This window comes from Acinetobacter sp. YH12096 (assembly GCF_013419215.1).
Lineage (GTDB): Bacteria > Pseudomonadota > Gammaproteobacteria > Pseudomonadales > Moraxellaceae > Acinetobacter > Acinetobacter amyesii.
On record NZ_VPAM01000053.1, the window covers coordinates 1 to 15,967 of the forward strand.

Sequence of the window (15,967 nt, forward strand, 5' to 3'; positions counted from 1 at the left end):
ATAATTCAAGTGAATTTGTTTGAAAGAAGAACTTTAAAAGCTTTATTTTCACCCGATAAAATACCCATAAAACAAGAGGAAGCTCAAATGAGCTTCCTCTTGTGAAAAATTGTGGGACAGCAGTGACCGTAAGGTGCTTTTTTTATTGCAGTGCGATAAGAAGCTCTCGCCAGTCCACGCAATAGGCAAGGATCAAATCCATTTCTTCCAGCGGAAGTACATCAATGGTCCAATAAAGAATGCCACGATGATTAAGCTGACCACGATAAAACTGGTTGTACCATGCGCGAATGGCAGTACGTCGGTGTTCATCCCATAGACACTGGCCACTAACATCGGTGGCGCAAGCATACTTGGTAAAATCGAGAATCGACGAATCGTATCGTTCTGTTCGGTGTTAATGAATCCAGAAGTGGTATCTAGTAAGAATCGAACCTTTTGGAACAGGAAGGCATCATGCTCAACCAGAGAGCGCACGTCTTCACTGAGTTCTCGGATGTCGGCATCATAAATATGACTGCCCAATGCGCGAGGACGTGACAGGAAGGTGAGAACACGACGTAAGTCGATCAGACACAGCTGTGCTTTCCCGAGCATATCTTCTAAATGTGCAAGTCGGGTAATCATGTCATCTAAGTCTAAAATCATCTCACGATGACGGTTATTCAGCACTTCTGTGGAATACTTTTCTAAGTCCTTGTGGATATCTTCCAAGATATCCGCAAGCTCATCGAGTTTGGCTTCTAAAAGACCCAATAAAATCCAAGTTGGATCTTTATAGTCAATTTCATAATCATTACGACGCGCACGGGCACGAAAGGCACGGAAAGCCACCAGCTTTTCACCTCGTAAAGTGAATAAGCGCTCTTTATGCAAAATAAAGGCAACTGTCTGCACGGTAGCTAAGGTGCTGGCATTTTCTTCGGGTTCGCCATCGACCTGAAAATTTTTATTTTTCGTTAAAAAATAGGTGCTGATGTGCAAAATACCATCGTCATCACGGTAGAATCGTGCACTCGACGAAATATCTTCTAATGATTTTAATGTAGGTAAATTCTGATCATAGGCATCCATAATCCATTGCTGCTCTTCCTGAGACGGGGCAATGAGATCGAGCCAGACTAAATCCTGATGTAAATCGAAGTCACCATTGATGGTGACATCTTCCAGACTACCGCGCTCTGTGGCGTAAAAGGCTTCAAGCATGTTGTCTTTTCCCCTTGCGCAGTAAGTTAAAAATGAATGGGTGTATTTTAGACAAGGATTTGCTGAAAAACACTGTTCTAATGCTTATTTTATGAAAAAATCTGTTTAAAGTTGATTTTTCCAGCATAGCGTTCCTGATCTGATGGTGATTATAAATGAAATCTATCGCAATTTTCTGTGGTTCCGCCCTTGGTAACAATCCTGCCTATTTACAGGTGGCTGAAAAAGTCGGTCGTCATTTAGCGGCACGAGGCATCACACTGGTCTATGGTGGTGGTCGTTCAGGTTTGATGGGTGTTGTGGCAGATAGTGCTTTGCGTGCAGGTGGGCAAGTCATTGGGGTGATTCCAAAAGTCCTGGTCGATAAAGAATTGGCACATCCAGATTTAACCGAATTGCATGTGGTAGAAAATATGCAACAACGGAAAACCAAAATGTCTGAACTCTCGGATGGTTTTGTGGCGATTCCAGGTGGAGCAGGGACTTTAGAGGAAATTTTTGAGCAGTGGACGTGGGCTCAATTGGGCATTCATTTAAAGCCATGTGCCTTTCTCAATGTAGATGGTTTTTATGACGATTTATTGAATTTTCTAAAAACAACTGCAGAAAAAGGCTTTACCCATCCGCGTTTTATCGAAGGCTTAATTACAGAAGATAATATTGAAACGATTGTTGAAAAGTTTCAACATTTCACTGCGCCAGAGCCGAAATGGGGCATGGTTGAACGTACAGCCTTTATCACCGATTTGGAACAAGATTGATGAAAACTATCACTGTTGCCGCAGCCATTATTCTAAATGAACAGCATGAACTTTTAGTGGTTCGTAAAAAACACACGGCATTCTTTATGCAAGTGGGTGGCAAGTTAGAACCCAATGAAGCCCCTGAAATCACCATGCTACGTGAAATTCAGGAAGAAATTGGCTGCGCTGCGCAGATTGAACAATTCATTGGTCGTTTTGAAACGGCCGCTGCGAACGAAGCCGATCATCTACTGGTGAGTTATGTCTATCTGGTCCAGTTGCAAGGTGAACCGAAAATTGATGCAGAAATTGCAGCAATGCAATGGGTCAGCTTGGATGATACACAAACAAAACTCGCACCTTTAACACGTGAGGTGGTGATTCCTTGGGTGAAGCAGCAGGCGCGATCTCTTGTTGAAAGCTAAACCGCTTCGCTTGCTCAGTTTCTTTATTAGTGGTTGATGTTAGAAACTAAGGCTGTGCTGCAGCAATGCATGCGGCATATACCTGCGTGCAATGTAGCCGATGTAACAGCGTACTTAATGCATGGATTGAACTCCCCGTGGTCACCACATCATCGATGATGAGGACTTTACGGAAACGGCGTTTTTCGGTTGGGTCGATAATAAATTGTTGTTCGATATTTTCTAGGCGTTCTAGCCGACTTAAACCTTTTTGAGCGTGCTGTGCTTGACGAATCACTGGTTGCCAAACAGGGATCCGCAATTGCTTTGCTATCATGTGTGCAACGAGCAGCATTTGGTTGTATCCACGGTCTTTAAGGCGCTCTACTGAAATAGGCATGGGAACGATGGCTTGAACCCTAGCTAAGCGCAAGCTTAAAAGGCTCTGTGCCAGTAAATTTTGATAGTGCAATTGTTGCTCATACTTATAGCTTTGAATGATGCGATCTATAGGGAAATCATAGTAAAAGGCACAAGAGATGCTGTGTTCATGGCGATCAACCGCTTGTTTAAACCAAGGCAGTTGTGCCCAGCAGTCGGTACAAAGCGAATGATGTTGTTGTCGATCGATACCGCAGAGCAGGCAAGGGGAAACGCTCTGTATTCCTTTTTGGATGAAGTGTTGGATAGATTGGAGCATGTTTTTATTCTAATCATTCTTTTTTGAGTATTTTGCACAGTTCGTGGTGAAGTGCAATCACAACACCACAGCAACCTGTTCGACAAGCTTATTGGTTCAAGCCAATCTGTATAATTAGGATGATCGATCTGTCATCCTAATAATTATTATACATAGGCGTATCGAGGAGCTTCCGGCAGCCATCGTTTTAAAAGCGCTTGAGCCTGTGCAGGATAGTCATTCAGGACTTGTTGAGCCACATAGTGAGCCTGATTGAGTAAATGGTCATCTCGCTCTAATTTTGCTACACGAAAGCCCATATCGCCCGTTTGTTTAGTGCCGAGGAGCTCACCGGGGCCGCGAATTTCCAAATCTTTTTCAGCAATAATAAAGCCGTCATTGGTCTCGCGCATAATGCGTAAACGCTCTTGCCCATTTTGCGACAAGGGATTTTTATACAGCAAGGCACAGAAACTGGCTTTGGCACCACGCCCTACACGACCACGTAGCTGATGTAGTTGTGAAAGCCCTAGGCGTTCTGCATTTTCAATCACCATGATTGAGGCGTTCGGGACGTCAACACCGACTTCAATGACGGTGGTTGCAATTAGTAATTGCAATTCATTATTTTTAAATTGCTGCATCACTGCTTGCTTTTCATCGGCCTTCATTTTGCCGTGAACCAGACCAATATTGAGGTCTGGGAAGCGTTCTTTAATTTCATTAAAAGTTGCTTCAGCGGCTTGAGCATCTAAGGTTTCGGATTGTTCCACTAGGGTACAGACCCAATAGGCTTGTTTGCCTTCAGCACAATTGCTGGCAATCCGCTGTAGCACTTCTTCACGACGATCCAGTGGAATGGTGACCGTTTGAATCGGTGTACGACCGGGTGGTAGTTCATCAATGACAGAGGTGTCTAAGTCGCCATAAGCCGACATCGCCAAGGTACGAGGAATAGGGGTTGCTGTCATCACCAGTTGATGTGGTGTCATGCCATTGAGACCTTTGTTCCGAAGTGCCAAACGCTGATCGACACCAAAACGGTGTTGCTCATCAATAATCACTAAACCCAATTTGGCAAATTGAACATTGTCTTGAAATAAAGCATGTGTGCCGACCACTAAATTAGCAGAACCATCTTGAATACTTTGTTCTGCTGCAGCTCGAGCTTTACCTTTTTGCTTGCCTGAAAGCCAGGACACGGTCAGTCCCATAGGCTCAAACCATTTTTTGAAATTTAGATAATGTTGTTCGGCCAAAATTTCTGTTGGCGCCATCATGGCCACTTGCCAACCTTCCTCAAGCGCATGACAGGCTGCAACGCCTGCAACCAAGGTTTTACCTGCACCTACATCGCCTTGTACGAGTCGCAGCATAGGTTTGTTCTTTTTCAGATCGACCGCAATTTCTTTGGACACGCGTTTTTGTGCGCCGGTCATTTCAAACGGTAGTGTACTTAAAAGCTGTTTGGTGAAGTTCTTACTTGCAGAGAATGACGGTGCTTCGATTTGTTGAATATAAGCACGGCGGCTGAGCAAACTGACCTGATGGGCAACCAATTCTTCGAAAATTAAACGTTGCTGTGCAGGATGAGAACCTTGGCTGAGTTGCAACATATTGGCATCGACAGGGGGGTGATGAATATAGTCCAGTGCTTGTTTTAGGGCATAGCCATTGGTGAATTTTTCTGGCAATAATTCAGGTAAGTCATCACTATATAACTGTAGTGCTTGTTTGACGTATTCACGCAGTTTGGGCTGTGTTAAGCCTTCAGTTGCAGGGTAAATCGCAGTGAGTTGGGTTTGAGGTAAAGGCGTGTGTTCAGTAATCACCTGTAGTTCAGGATGATACATTTCTAAGCCACGAGCACCAACACGGACTTCACCAAAAATCCGTAAACGATTTCCCGGTTTTACCCGATCAGTAATGCCTTTGTAGATATGGTAAAAACGTAAAGTGACTTTGCCACAATCGTCATCCAAAAGGGCGGCCATCGATTTACGCTTACCGGGTGGGAAGTCGATATTTTTGACCGTGCCTTCTAGTAAATAACTGCGGCCCACGGTTAATTGGTTCATGGGGATGATCGTGCTACGATCTTCATAGTCGCGTGGCAGATGAAACAAAAGATCATCTGTCGTGAAAATATTTAGTTTTTCAAGTAAAGCAGCGGCGGCATTGCCAACCCCTTGCAATTGATGGACGGCAGCCATGTCCCCTCAACTTCGGTTTATATGATCTAAATGGATCAGTTCTGAGAATAGGTCGTTTGATGCATATTCTATTTATCGGTTATGGTAAAACATCGCAACGTGTTGCTAAACAATTATTTCAGCAAGGTCACCAAATTACCACAGTGAGTCGTAGTGCGAAAGAGGATGATTTTGCAGAACATTTAATCCAAGATGTTCACCAACTGGATTTGTCGCAGGTTCAACCGATTGATGTAGTCTATGTTCTTTTGGCTCCTGCACGTCATGCTCAACTCAATGCTGTGGATGCTTACCGACACACTTATGTCGATTCTGTACAGCCGATTGTTCAAGCATTAGCACATCATCCAATACAACGTTTAATCGTGGTGTCTTCCACTCGTGTCTATGGTGAACATGCGGGGGAGCGGATTGATGATGACACTGTGCCACATCCGATCGATGAGCAGGGCATGTTGTTACTGGAAATGGAGCATCGCTACACACAAGCATTTCCTAACGAATGCGTGATCGTACGTCCATCTGGAATTTATGGCACATCGACAACACGAATGCAGAAACTGGCAGAAACGACTCATCGCTATCCCAATATTCATTGGTCAAATCGAATACATATCGATGATTTGGCAAAATTTCTGTGTCATCTACTTCACGTGGAACATCCTGAAAAATCATATATTTGTACTGATAATAAACCTCAACCTTTGCATGAGCGAATCTTGGAATTGCAAAGAGCTATGCATTTACCCGAATTGGTTTTAGAGAGTGAAGTAGAAACAGGTAAAAAGATTTATGCAACGCGGATGATGGAGAGTGGTTTTAAGTTAGCGCACGATTGATTGTGATGTGTATGTAAAATTGGCGTGACGTATAAAATTCAGAGCAGCTTTGTGAGTATTAAAAGAAATTCTATAAATGAATAAGATAGGTCTTTTACAACATGTATTGTTCAAATTTTCGGATGGATCTCAAAGGATAAAAATTAAATAATGACAAAATCAAAAATCATTTGCTGAACTTACTCAGAATCTACCCCATAGACCGATTCTGGAAAAAGCTTTGAGTTATTTTGAAAATTTACCAAAGATCTCGATTGATTGTGGTTGTGGTGCAGGAAATGAATCATCATTTCTACTCCGTCATAATTTTAAAGTATATGCATTTGATCCAACTGTTGAAGCTAAAAATATCTGTCTAAGTAAATTTAAAGACAATAAGAATTTTTTATTTTCTAATCAGGCCTTTGAAGACTATAGCTTTCCTAAAGCTAGTTTAATTATTGCTTTATTCAGTTTATTTTTTTGTTCTACGGATTCGCTTGAAAGTGTTTTAAAGAAAATGCAGGAATCCTTAAGTGAGCAAGGCATTTTACTCATACAACTGTTAGGAAAAGATGATCATTGGGTAAATAATTTTTCTGAAAAGTTTATAGGTTTTGAACAGGAAGAACTTAAACAATTGTTTGATGCGGACTTTGATATTATTTATATCGATGAATTTAAAGGCAATAAACCGCTAGCCAATGGAACTACAAAATTTTGGCATGTACATACCTTAATTTTAAAAAAGAAAATATTAAATACTTTTGTATAGTCCAAAAAACAGAGACAAGCCTTTTACAACTTGTCCCTGATTTTGCTCATATTCTTCCACTTTTATAGCGGAAAAATCAGAACAGTTTATTTCTTCTTACGTTTCAAGCGTTTTTTGGCTTGTTCCGCAGCTACTTTATCTAGTGCTTCTTTTAACTCTTCATCACTAAAGGTCGTAATGTGTTGCAACATTTGCAGTGTCACATCATCCAAAACGAGGTTGGCATATTGCGCAACATTTTGGAAATTTTCATCAAACACAATGGCGTTGTTTTCATTGTTACTGATATAACCTTGTTGCGTTAAGACTTTAATAAAGCTTTGGAACAAGGCCTTATCAAAGAACTCTGGCGAGTTAAATTCATACAACACAGATAGACGTTGACCAACCAAGTGGCTGAGTTCTTCAACTTGACGGGTTGAGATGTTGCCTGAACCACGTTGTGTGATTAAAGCCAAAGTCATGTAGTAACGCTCAAGACTTTGCATCACGGGTGCAGCTAAGACCACTAACTGATTGTGCTGCTCTGAGTTAGGCGCAGGGGAGATCAGGTTGCCTTCTGCATCTTCAGAAATTAGCTTGGCTTTGATCAGTACTTCTGCATACGCACAGATCTGATCTTTAAGTTCTTCATCATTCCATTTAAGGAACAACTCAGCTTTTAAGAACGGATACAGTGTACGAATGACATTAATCAAATCACCACGGCGAATAGAACCATTATGTTCAACCAAAGCGGCAATGAGTGATGGCAAAATAAATGCGTGCAGGATGTTGTTACGGAAGTAGGTTAACAGCACCGCTTGATTATCAGCAATGGCAATAATATCGCCAAGGACATGATTAACACGTTTAATCAGCTTGAGTTTCAAGCCATAAGCAATGATTTCTTTACCCGATAGCGGTGTCACTTGCATGCGTTCATCGTAAGGTAAGGCATTTAAAAGATCGCGATAGGTATCTAACTGCTTAATGCAAATCTCTTCATCTAAAGTATGTTTAGATGTCGCCAATAAAATCAGTGAAAGCAATGAAACCGGGTTCACCACTGCTGCACGGTTAATATTTTCTAAAATCACGTGTGCAGAACTGTTAATGGCATCCGAAACTTCTGGCGGAATTGGGTCGTCATTTTTCTCGATTTTGATGTTGCTTGCATTATGCTGTTTCAACATATCATCAAGGAAAACCGGCTCACCAAAGTTCAAATGCACTTTACCGAAAATACGTTCGATCTTACGCAGAGTTTTCATAATCCCAATGATCGATTCGCCTTCTTTCGGCTTACCATTCATTTCGCCAACGTAGGTCGCACCTTCCATTAAACGCTCATAGCCGATATAGGTCGGTAAGAACACGATCGGTTTGGCTGGATTACGTAAATGACCATGGACAGTCATGGCGAGCATGCCGGTCTTCGGTGGTAATAAACGACCAGTACGTGAACGCCCACCTTCGATGAAGTATTCAAGCGGTGTATTACGCGCCAAAATACTGTAGAGGTATTCTTTAAATACGGTGGTGTAGAGACCATTGCCACGGAATGAACGACGAATAAAGAACGCACCGCCGCCACGTAAAATTTGCCCGACAAATGGCATGTTTAAGTTATCGCCCGCAGCAATGTACGGCACCATTAAGCCACGTTTATAGATCACATATGACAATAATAAATAGTCGATATGGCTACGATGACATGGGGTGTAAATGATCTCGTAGTCTTTGGCTAGTTCACGAACGGTACTGAAGTTATGTACTTCGACGCCATCATAAAGCTGTGTCCATAGGCGAGTCAGGGCTAAGTCAGCAAAACGTACTGTTGATGCAGAATAGTCAGAAACGATTTCATTTAAATAACCAATCGCACGACGTTCAGCTTCAACCATACTGATTTTACTGCGAATGCTTTCACGACGAATCGCATCTTGCACATCCGTAGATTTGATCAGGCCATGCATCACATTACGACGGTCGGATAAATCCGGACCCAAAACCACTTCACGCTGCGCATCTAAATAATCATTCAGTGTGCTGACAATATAAGTCGCAGGTGACAAGTTTGGATGTGTAGTTTTGGCATATTCAACCAAACGACGCAAAGACTGTGGCTCATGGAATTCAAGGTACGATTGACGACCGTGCAAACCAATATTGACCAGCTGCTTCACTTTGCTTGGTGTAGACCATGTATCGGTAAATAATAATTTAAACCAAGAATCTTCTTTATCGGGTTCACGACCCCACAGCACGGTTACAGGAACGAGCTCAACATCCGCATCAGGATTTTTTTCCAAAACCTCAATTAAACGCAATAAACGAGGTGGAAAGGCATGTGGCGGTGGATTGAGTAAGTTGTCTTCATCATGATGTTGTAAAAACACCACAGAGGCTTTTTCTGTTTGCGTACCCACTGTCATTGGGTCGAGTGCAGGGTGTAGCTTTAAACGACGGGTTTCACCATCGACAATTAAAGCATTACTCCGTGAATGATTTTGCAGAACGTAGCAGGTAATTTTCGTTGTCTGTACGCCGGTATCTGTATCGGTTTCAGTCACTACAGGTTCTACAGGGACTTCACCTAAAACATGCGGTGTTACCACAAGGTCAAGCAGTTTACTCGAAAGCTTTCGATACATCTGACCAAAGCCGCTCTTGGACATACAAACTCCTACTTTTCATGACCAAACCACAGAGATTCTGAGGGGAATCTATTCTGCGTAATTGTACTTAAAAACTGTATGTCATTTTCTGACAAATTGCATAGATATTGTAAGATTTTATCGTTAAAAAACGTATTTTTAGCAGTTATATTGCATCAGCAAGGTGACAGATCAGTCAGCGAATCTTTAGGGTTTTAGTCTGGATTTATGGCAAAATGGAAAATATATTTAAACATCTGTTGATGTTGCCTGCGTTAGCTTAATCCCGAATGATAGATAGGTTTGTTATGAATGCCTTAACACAAGAGTTGGTTGATTTACTCAGCCTTGAAAAATTAGAAGAAAATATTTTTCGTGGGCAAAGCCGAAATTTGGTCGGGAAACGTGTCTTTGGCGGACAGGTTTTAGGTCAGGCGCTACGTGCGGCATCTTATACGACAGATCGACCTGCTCATTCTTTACATGCCTATTTCTTATTTGGCGGTGATATCAATGCACCAATCATTTATGAAGTGGATCGTATTCGCGATGGACGCAGTTTTGTGAGTCGTCAGGTTCGTGCGATTCAACATGGTAAAACCATTTTTATGTGTATGGTGTCATTTGCAGAGCAAGAAGAAGGGTTGAACTACCAAGTTGCAGAGCCAGAATATCCAGCCGTCGAAGATTTAAAATCTGAAGCTGAGTTGAAACGAATGATGGTGGAGTTTGTCCCTGAAAACGTCCGCGCATCTTTTATGCGCGACCGTCATGTGGAAATTCGCCCGATTGATCCACAAAACCCGTACCAACCGCAGCCTGCTGCGCCATCGTATGCACACTATATTCGTACCCATGACACGATTGCTGCCGATGTTGATGACATCTCTTTACATCAGGCCATTGCAGCATTCTATTCAGACTTTACGCTGATGACGACTGCACTTCGTCCACATGGTTTAAGTTATTTATCACCTAGTTTGCAGTGTGCGAGTATTGATCATGCCATGTATTTCCATAAGCTATTCCGTGTGGATGAATGGATGCTTTATGATATGGATGCCACCGTCAGTGCTAGTTCACGTGGTCTAAATTTCGGTCGCATGTGGCAAAACGGTGAGTTGGTCTGTAGTACGACACAAGAAGGCTTGATTCGTTTACGTGAAATTGAAACCCAATAAGCTTTGAGCAATATGTGTTAATAGTAAAAGTTGAATACTGAAAAAACCGAATCTTCTGATTCGGTTTTTTATCTCCGTCAATTTTGGGTTATGCAACTACTCACGGAATCGAGTTATCTTATTAGGGTGCAGTACTAATTGAATTGGGTTGAATACATGCTTTGCAGAATTGTAGCAGTTCATGTGACAAAAAATTCCTCGATTCCCAGTGGGTCGCATGGCATAGTGCCTGAATAAAGGATGATAAATGCAAGGCACAATGAGCTTAAATACGCAGATTTTAATTGCCGCAATATTGGGTGTGGCATTTGGCTTTTTATTAATTCAGTTTCAAGAGACGCTGTTTTTATCCGCCAGCCTGTATGGCCTGGGGATTGCCAGTAGTATTTTTATTGGTTTGCTGAAAATGATCTTGGTTCCGTTGATCTTTAGTTCGATTGTGGTGGGGGTATCGAATTTACAAGCGGGTGGCCAGCTGAGTCGAACGTGGAAAATTACCTTAGCGTGCTGTGTCACCACCACAACTTTGGCATTGATCTTAGGTCTAGCATGTGCGCATATTTTTAAAGTTGGGCAGGGCGTGGACATCGTCATGTTCCAAGATGCAATACAACAACATCAGAGCCCTGACACCCTCACAGCAGGTTCATTCTTTACCAATTTTATTCAAAATACACTGATCAATCCGTTTAAAGCCTTTAGTGATGGTAACGTACTCGCAGTCGTGGTGTTTTCACTATTTCTAGGTGTGGCCTTGGTCAAAGGCGGTGAAAAGTTCCGAAGCGTGAGAAAGCTCAGTCAGCAATTTTTCGACATCATGATGATGATCATCGGCTGGGTGATGAAGCTTGCACCGATTGGTATTTTTGCATTATTGGCTAAATTGATTGCTACAGAAGATATTTCGGTGTTGAGTCGCCTCGCCGAGTTTGCTGCGGTGGTCACAGGGACGACGATTTTCCATGGGGCAGTGGTGTTACCTCTGCTGCTATGGATTTTTGGGAAAATGAGCCCACTGACATTTTTTAGAGGAACACGAGCTGCCTTAATCACTGCTTTTGCAACCAGTTCAAGTTCAGCAACGATGCCACTGTCGATGAAATGTGCGCAGGAAAATTTAGGTGTACGTCCTCAAACAGCAGGCTTTGTGATTCCTTTGGGCACACAGTTAAATATGGATGGTACAGCGCTGTATGAAGCTGCTGCTGCGTTATTTATTGCCAACTTGATGGGCTTAGATTTAACCTTGGGTCAGCAGTTAATTGTCTGTGCAACCGCCATGATTGCTTCACTCGGTGCGCCGGGTATTCCAAGCGCTGGAATGGTGACGATGATTATGGTTTTACAATCGGTTGGGCTTCCTGCAGAAGCCATTGCGATATTGCTGCCGATCGATCGTCTATTGGATACGGTACGGACTGTGGTGAACGTACAGGGTGATATGATGATTAGTGTGGTGGTGGATCGTCATACGCGAGATGTAGATGAACCAGCGTTGTCGAATTAAGCAGATAAACAGCTAAAATGTGGGTTGGATCTCCCACAGATGCCCATCTAAGTCTTGAAAATAGCCTGCATAACCACCGTAAAACGTGGGCTGTGCGGGCTTAATTGTTTTTGCACCTGCGCGTTGGGCTTGTTGCATGATTTGATCGACGGCTGCGGTACTGTTGACGTTATGTCCAAGAGACATTTGAGTTGGACAAAAAGCTGATGTACTGATTCCGGTGTCATGACTAAGGCTATCTTGCGGCCAGAGTGCGAGCTTTAAACCGTGTTGTAAATCAAAAAATGCCACAGCACCATGTTCAAATTCAGTCCCAATAATCTCTGCGCTATTTAGACCTAAACCCTCCTGATAAAACGCGAATGCAGCGTGTAAATCTTTCACGGCCAGTGTAATAACGGAGATGTGAGCATGCATGGCTTCTTGGCGGATAAATGCTTTAACGTCCTCTGCTAATTTTTCATCTCTAATTTGCGGTAATACTTTGTTATACAGACGGCAAAACCAAAACTCACCTGCCGGTAAGATCATATTAATTTCATTAATAAAATAGCTGACAAAAGCTTGGTTGGGTACCCAGTCAACTTGAGTATCTTGCCACTCAAATTTCACTTTACGTGGCTTAATTTTATATTCGATTGATGATCCAAGTTTTGTGTTTCTCAAGCGGGAGAGTAATTTCATGACCTATCCTTGTTTTTATGTGATCGAGTACACATCTGATGTATTCAGTATCCAAAAAAAATCCTGCATTGTGATTAGCAATACAGGACATTTCATTATCTTCAGATGATACTTTTTTTCAGACAATCATCCTTGCGCTGACTTTAAAATTACTGGATTAGTGGTCTGAATTTTTGCCTTCAGCTTGGGGTAAATCTTCAGATGTAGTGTCGATGTCGTCGAATGCTTCCGCATCTGCATCGATTTCAATATCATCTTCCGATGCTTCAGGAATGCTATCAAGATCAAACTCTGTCGATTGTTCTAGAGTGAAGTTAAGACGACCCGCCATGACACTCGCTAACTCTTCTAAACCTTGTTTATTCAATGATGAGAACAATTGGATAGAGAAGTTCAGCTTCATTTTTTTCAATGCTGCTTTCACTTCTTGTAGTGCTTTAGAGGCTGGGCCACGGTTTAGTTTATCTGATTTGGTGAGCAGTACATGCACGAACAATTTACGTGAATGTGCCCATTCCAACATCATGACGTCAAAGTGTTGTAGTGGATGACGGATATCCATCAACAGCACAAGACCTTGTAAACTTTCACGGTGTATCAGATAGTTTTCTAACTCTTTTTGCCACACGATTTTCATCGCTTCAGGTACAGCGGCATAGCCATAACCCGGTAAGTCGACCAAACGCTGATCAGGATTTCCTAAACTGAAAAAGTTGATCATTTGGGTACGACCCGGTTTTTTCGACGCACGAGCCAATTGCTTTTGGTTGGTGAGCGCATTAATGGCACTCGACTTCCCTGCATTTGAGCGGCCAGCAAAGGCAATTTCATAGCCGGTATCTTCAACGCAGAGGTTGAGTTTAGGCGCACTCATTAAGAACTCAGCTTTGCGTAGCCAGTTGAGCGAGCGCACAGCATATTCAGTAATCGCAGAGTCTACTTTTTTCTCATAAGTAATCTTTTGCTTCGGCGCATTGGCCGCTTTACTGTTTCGTGATTTTCCTCTGTGCTGATGCATAACCCAACTTCAATAACTGATTTAACAACACGCATTATAAAGGAAGTCGGGCAGGCAAGCGAATTTTGTCGCAGGCAAAGTGAAATTAGAGATTGATCATTTGAATTGGAGATTGTGTTGTAAATTTAGATGCGCTGCTTGGTTGCAAGACATCGGCAAGTTTGTACTGATCGAGACTTTGATAAAACTGTTCTAAAGCTTGGTCTAAAATGCTTTTTAAACCACACTGACTGCGCAGTACGCAGGGTGGGTCATTGCATTCAACAATCTGGTGATTACCTTGCAAAATCCGTACGATTTGACCGAGCTGAGCCTCAAGTGCTTCAGGGTTAAGGCGGATGCCGCCACCTTTGCCACGGCTGGTGATTAACCAGTTTTGCTTTGCCATAAAATGCACAATTTTCACCAAGTGATTACGCGAAACGTGCAGGTCTTCTGCAATTTCAGCAATGTTATAAGGCACATCACGAGGACGTGCGATATAGAGCAAAATGCGTAATGCATAATCGGTGAATTTATTGAGTTGCATGATAATACTGTGAGTCTGAGAGAAATAAATAAGGGCTAGTCTAGCATAACTAAACTAACCCTTTGTATTTCAGGTGAATAGCTTAGTTAGTGTTTTACACCACCAGTGCCGAAAGCTTCGCTGTGAATATTGCTAGCAGGAATACCACGAGCAATTAAAGCTTTCTGTTGTTCAGCCATAAATGGCATTGGACCGCAAAGGTAATAATCCGCATTGATCGGTAACAGTGCAGTATCCATACTGCCTAAGTCTAGACGACCAGCAGCATCATAATCTTCACCTAATTTATCATTAGCATGAGGGAACTCATAGGCTGTAAAGGTGCTAAGACGTGGGTATTTTGCTTCCAAATCCTGAATGTGTTTATGCATTGCATGCACTTGTTTGCTACGGCAGGCATGGATAAAGGTTACAGGTTGTGGCATGTCTAAAGTCACCAACTGATTCAGCATCGCAATCATTGGTGTTAGACCTACACCACCACTGATAAAGACATTGCGTTTTTGTGAATCAATCAGGAAGAAATTACCTGTTGGTGCAGACACTTCGATTTCTGAACCGATCTCCAAGCCATGCAGTGTATTCGATACCCAACCTGGAACCAAGTCACCTTTCTGATCTTCACGTTTTACAGAGATACGTAAGTAGTTGTCTTGCGGGCTGGTCGACAGTGTATATTGACGTGGCTGTTTTAGACCCAGCTCATCGACCAATACACGTACAGAGATGTACTGACCTGCTTCATATTTTGGTAAATCACCACCATCAGAAGGCTCAAGGTAGAATGAGGTGATTTCATCACTTTCAGCCACTTTTTTCGCGATTTTGAAATTACGCCAACCTAACCAACTGCCTTTAGTTTGCTGATGTTGCTCATAAATCGCTTTTTCAGTGCTGATAAACAAGTCTGCCAATTGTCCATATGCTGCTGCCCAAGCTGCAATCAGTGGATCTTCCATTGAAATGCTTAATACTTCACTGATCGAGTGCAGCAAATTTTCGCCGACAATATTATAGTCTGGCGCTTGAATGTTAAGACTCACATGTTTATGCGCAATTAATTCTACAACTGGTAAAAGTACAGATGGGTCCTCAATATTTTCAGCATAAGCCAATACAGCACCCGCCAAGGCTTGTGCCTGAGCACCGCTGCGCTGATGTCCCATGTTAAAGGTTTCTTTGAGGTCAGGGTTATTGCCCAACATACGATTATAGAAGTAACCAGTCAGCGCGACACCATTTTCACGTAGAACAGGAACAGTAGCTTTTACTAGGTCAATTTGCTGCGGAGTCATAGCTGATCTCTCATGGCTGTTATTTATAAGATGTATTTAAAATACATTTTTAAATACATCCGCGCAATACATGTTTTAGTAAAAACCATAAAAAAATTATGGAATATAAAAAGATTCCATAAATTTGTACTTTTTAATTGGGCTTTTAGATTAGGGTGTGTTGACATTTACAGCCGATAAATTGAGCTAAAGAGGCAACCATATAAATATACAAGCTAAAGCAACAGCGCTTTGATAGTTACGTTTTAGCTTATCGTATCTTGTGGCAATTCCTCT

14 protein-coding genes and 2 pseudogenes are annotated in these 15,967 nt (G+C 42.2%); 6 read left to right on the forward strand and 10 right to left on the reverse strand.

The genetic code is table 11. The features are described 5' to 3' along the window. Positions 1–192: 192 nt before the first annotated feature. Entirely contained in the window at positions 193–1,206 is a 1,014-nt protein-coding gene (locus tag FTU36_RS15580; protein WP_078189297.1) for a CorA family divalent cation transporter, read from the reverse strand. 155 nt (positions 1,207–1,361) lie between these two features. Between FTU36_RS15580 and FTU36_RS15585 the strand changes: the two genes are divergently transcribed. Continuing rightward, on the forward strand, positions 1,362–1,967 hold the full coding sequence (locus tag FTU36_RS15585) for a TIGR00730 family Rossman fold protein (protein WP_180073425.1): 606 nt from the start codon (positions 1,362–1,364) through the stop codon (positions 1,965–1,967). Continuing rightward, on the forward strand, positions 1,967–2,374 hold the full coding sequence (locus FTU36_RS15590; RefSeq protein ID WP_180059170.1) for an NUDIX domain-containing protein: 408 nt from the start codon (positions 1,967–1,969) through the stop codon (positions 2,372–2,374). The genes FTU36_RS15585 and FTU36_RS15590 overlap by 1 nt, the downstream gene beginning before the upstream one ends. 46 nt (positions 2,375–2,420) lie before the next feature. On the opposite strand, the gene FTU36_RS15595 is transcribed toward FTU36_RS15590, so the two are convergent. Together FTU36_RS15595 and recG are read right to left on the reverse strand one after the other, a co-directional pair. Beyond that, the gene (locus tag FTU36_RS15595; protein ID WP_180118477.1) at positions 2,421–3,053 is read right to left on the reverse strand and encodes a ComF family protein; all 633 of its coding nucleotides are present in this window, start codon (positions 3,051–3,053) and stop codon (positions 2,421–2,423) included. A 146-nt stretch (positions 3,054–3,199) separates the two neighbouring features. Next, positions 3,200–5,245, reverse strand: coding sequence for an ATP-dependent DNA helicase RecG (gene recG / locus FTU36_RS15600; RefSeq protein WP_180003443.1), 2,046 nt, complete (start codon positions 5,243–5,245; stop codon positions 3,200–3,202). Positions 5,246–5,304: 59 nt separating this feature from the next. Between recG and FTU36_RS15605 the strand changes: the two genes are divergently transcribed. Together FTU36_RS15605 and FTU36_RS15610 are read left to right on the forward strand one after the other, a co-directional pair. Then, positions 5,305–6,084: an NAD-dependent epimerase/dehydratase family protein gene (locus FTU36_RS15605; protein ID WP_180118479.1), complete on the forward strand. Its 780-nt coding sequence runs from the start codon at positions 5,305–5,307 to the stop codon at positions 6,082–6,084. Between the two features lie 220 nt (positions 6,085–6,304). Continuing rightward, positions 6,305–6,838: a methyltransferase domain-containing protein gene (locus FTU36_RS15610; RefSeq protein WP_373686373.1), complete on the forward strand. Its 534-nt coding sequence runs from the start codon at positions 6,305–6,307 to the stop codon at positions 6,836–6,838. A gap of 86 nt (positions 6,839–6,924) precedes the next feature. Here FTU36_RS15610 and plsB read toward each other — a convergent pair whose 3' ends face one another. Continuing rightward, positions 6,925–9,498 carry a glycerol-3-phosphate 1-O-acyltransferase PlsB gene (gene plsB / locus FTU36_RS15615; RefSeq protein WP_180118481.1) on the reverse strand — a complete coding sequence of 858 codons (2,574 nt, stop codon included), beginning with the start codon at positions 9,496–9,498 and terminating at the stop codon, positions 6,925–6,927. A 287-nt stretch (positions 9,499–9,785) separates the two neighbouring features. Between plsB and FTU36_RS15620 the strand changes: the two genes are divergently transcribed. Both FTU36_RS15620 and FTU36_RS15625 read left to right on the forward strand, forming a co-directional pair. Beyond that, entirely contained in the window at positions 9,786–10,658 is an 873-nt protein-coding gene (locus FTU36_RS15620; protein WP_180118482.1) for an acyl-CoA thioesterase II, read from the forward strand. A gap of 247 nt (positions 10,659–10,905) precedes the next feature. Continuing rightward, on the forward strand, positions 10,906–12,165 hold the full coding sequence (locus FTU36_RS15625; protein WP_180118484.1) for a dicarboxylate/amino acid:cation symporter: 1,260 nt from the start codon (positions 10,906–10,908) through the stop codon (positions 12,163–12,165). Between the two features lie 12 nt (positions 12,166–12,177). Here the strand turns inward: FTU36_RS15625 and FTU36_RS15630 are convergent, their stop codons facing one another. The 6 genes and pseudogenes from FTU36_RS15630 to FTU36_RS15655 all read right to left on the reverse strand — a co-directional run. Next, complete coding sequence (locus tag FTU36_RS15630) at positions 12,178–12,582, reverse strand: VOC family protein (protein WP_180118488.1); 405 nt, start codon at positions 12,580–12,582, stop codon at positions 12,178–12,180. Continuing rightward, positions 12,571–12,849, reverse strand: a pseudogene (locus FTU36_RS15635) (metal-dependent hydrolase); the annotation flags it as partial. The pseudogene FTU36_RS15635 and the gene FTU36_RS15630, both read right to left, overlap by 12 nt. 157 nt (positions 12,850–13,006) lie before the next feature. After that, a complete protein-coding gene (yihA, locus tag FTU36_RS15640) occupies positions 13,007–13,867 on the reverse strand; it encodes a ribosome biogenesis GTP-binding protein YihA/YsxC (protein ID WP_180110386.1) in 861 nt (286 codons plus the stop codon). Between the two features lie 85 nt (positions 13,868–13,952). Further along, entirely contained in the window at positions 13,953–14,396 is a 444-nt protein-coding gene (locus FTU36_RS15645; RefSeq protein ID WP_078192461.1) for an Rrf2 family transcriptional regulator, read from the reverse strand. A gap of 86 nt (positions 14,397–14,482) precedes the next feature. After that, positions 14,483–15,691: an NO-inducible flavohemoprotein gene (gene hmpA, locus FTU36_RS15650; RefSeq protein WP_078192460.1), complete on the reverse strand. Its 1,209-nt coding sequence runs from the start codon at positions 15,689–15,691 to the stop codon at positions 14,483–14,485. A gap of 186 nt (positions 15,692–15,877) precedes the next feature. Beyond that, a pseudogene (locus FTU36_RS15655) lies at positions 15,878–15,967 on the reverse strand (IS5/IS1182 family transposase); the annotation flags it as partial.

Coding starts and splice junctions, on each gene's coding strand:
- FTU36_RS15645 (WP_078192461.1), bottom strand. CDS start 14,396: ATGCAACTCAATAAATTCACCGATTATGCATTACGCATTTTGCTCTAT.
- FTU36_RS15620 (WP_180118482.1), top strand. CDS start 9,786: ATGAATGCCTTAACACAAGAGTTGGTTGATTTACTCAGCCTTGAAAAA.
- hmpA (WP_078192460.1), bottom strand. CDS start 15,691: ATGACTCCGCAGCAAATTGACCTAGTAAAAGCTACTGTTCCTGTTCTA.
- FTU36_RS15625 (WP_180118484.1), top strand. CDS start 10,906: ATGCAAGGCACAATGAGCTTAAATACGCAGATTTTAATTGCCGCAATA.
- recG (WP_180003443.1), bottom strand. CDS start 5,245: ATGGCTGCCGTCCATCAATTGCAAGGGGTTGGCAATGCCGCCGCTGCT.
- FTU36_RS15580 (WP_078189297.1), bottom strand. CDS start 1,206: ATGCTTGAAGCCTTTTACGCCACAGAGCGCGGTAGTCTGGAAGATGTC.
- FTU36_RS15595 (WP_180118477.1), bottom strand. CDS start 3,053: ATGCTCCAATCTATCCAACACTTCATCCAAAAAGGAATACAGAGCGTT.
- yihA (WP_180110386.1), bottom strand. CDS start 13,867: ATGCATCAGCACAGAGGAAAATCACGAAACAGTAAAGCGGCCAATGCG.
- FTU36_RS15605 (WP_180118479.1), top strand. CDS start 5,305: ATGCATATTCTATTTATCGGTTATGGTAAAACATCGCAACGTGTTGCT.
- FTU36_RS15590 (WP_180059170.1), top strand. CDS start 1,967: ATGAAAACTATCACTGTTGCCGCAGCCATTATTCTAAATGAACAGCAT.
- FTU36_RS15585 (WP_180073425.1), top strand. CDS start 1,362: ATGAAATCTATCGCAATTTTCTGTGGTTCCGCCCTTGGTAACAATCCT.
- FTU36_RS15630 (WP_180118488.1), bottom strand. CDS start 12,582: ATGCATGCTCACATCTCCGTTATTACACTGGCCGTGAAAGATTTACAC.
- plsB (WP_180118481.1), bottom strand. CDS start 9,498: ATGTCCAAGAGCGGCTTTGGTCAGATGTATCGAAAGCTTTCGAGTAAA.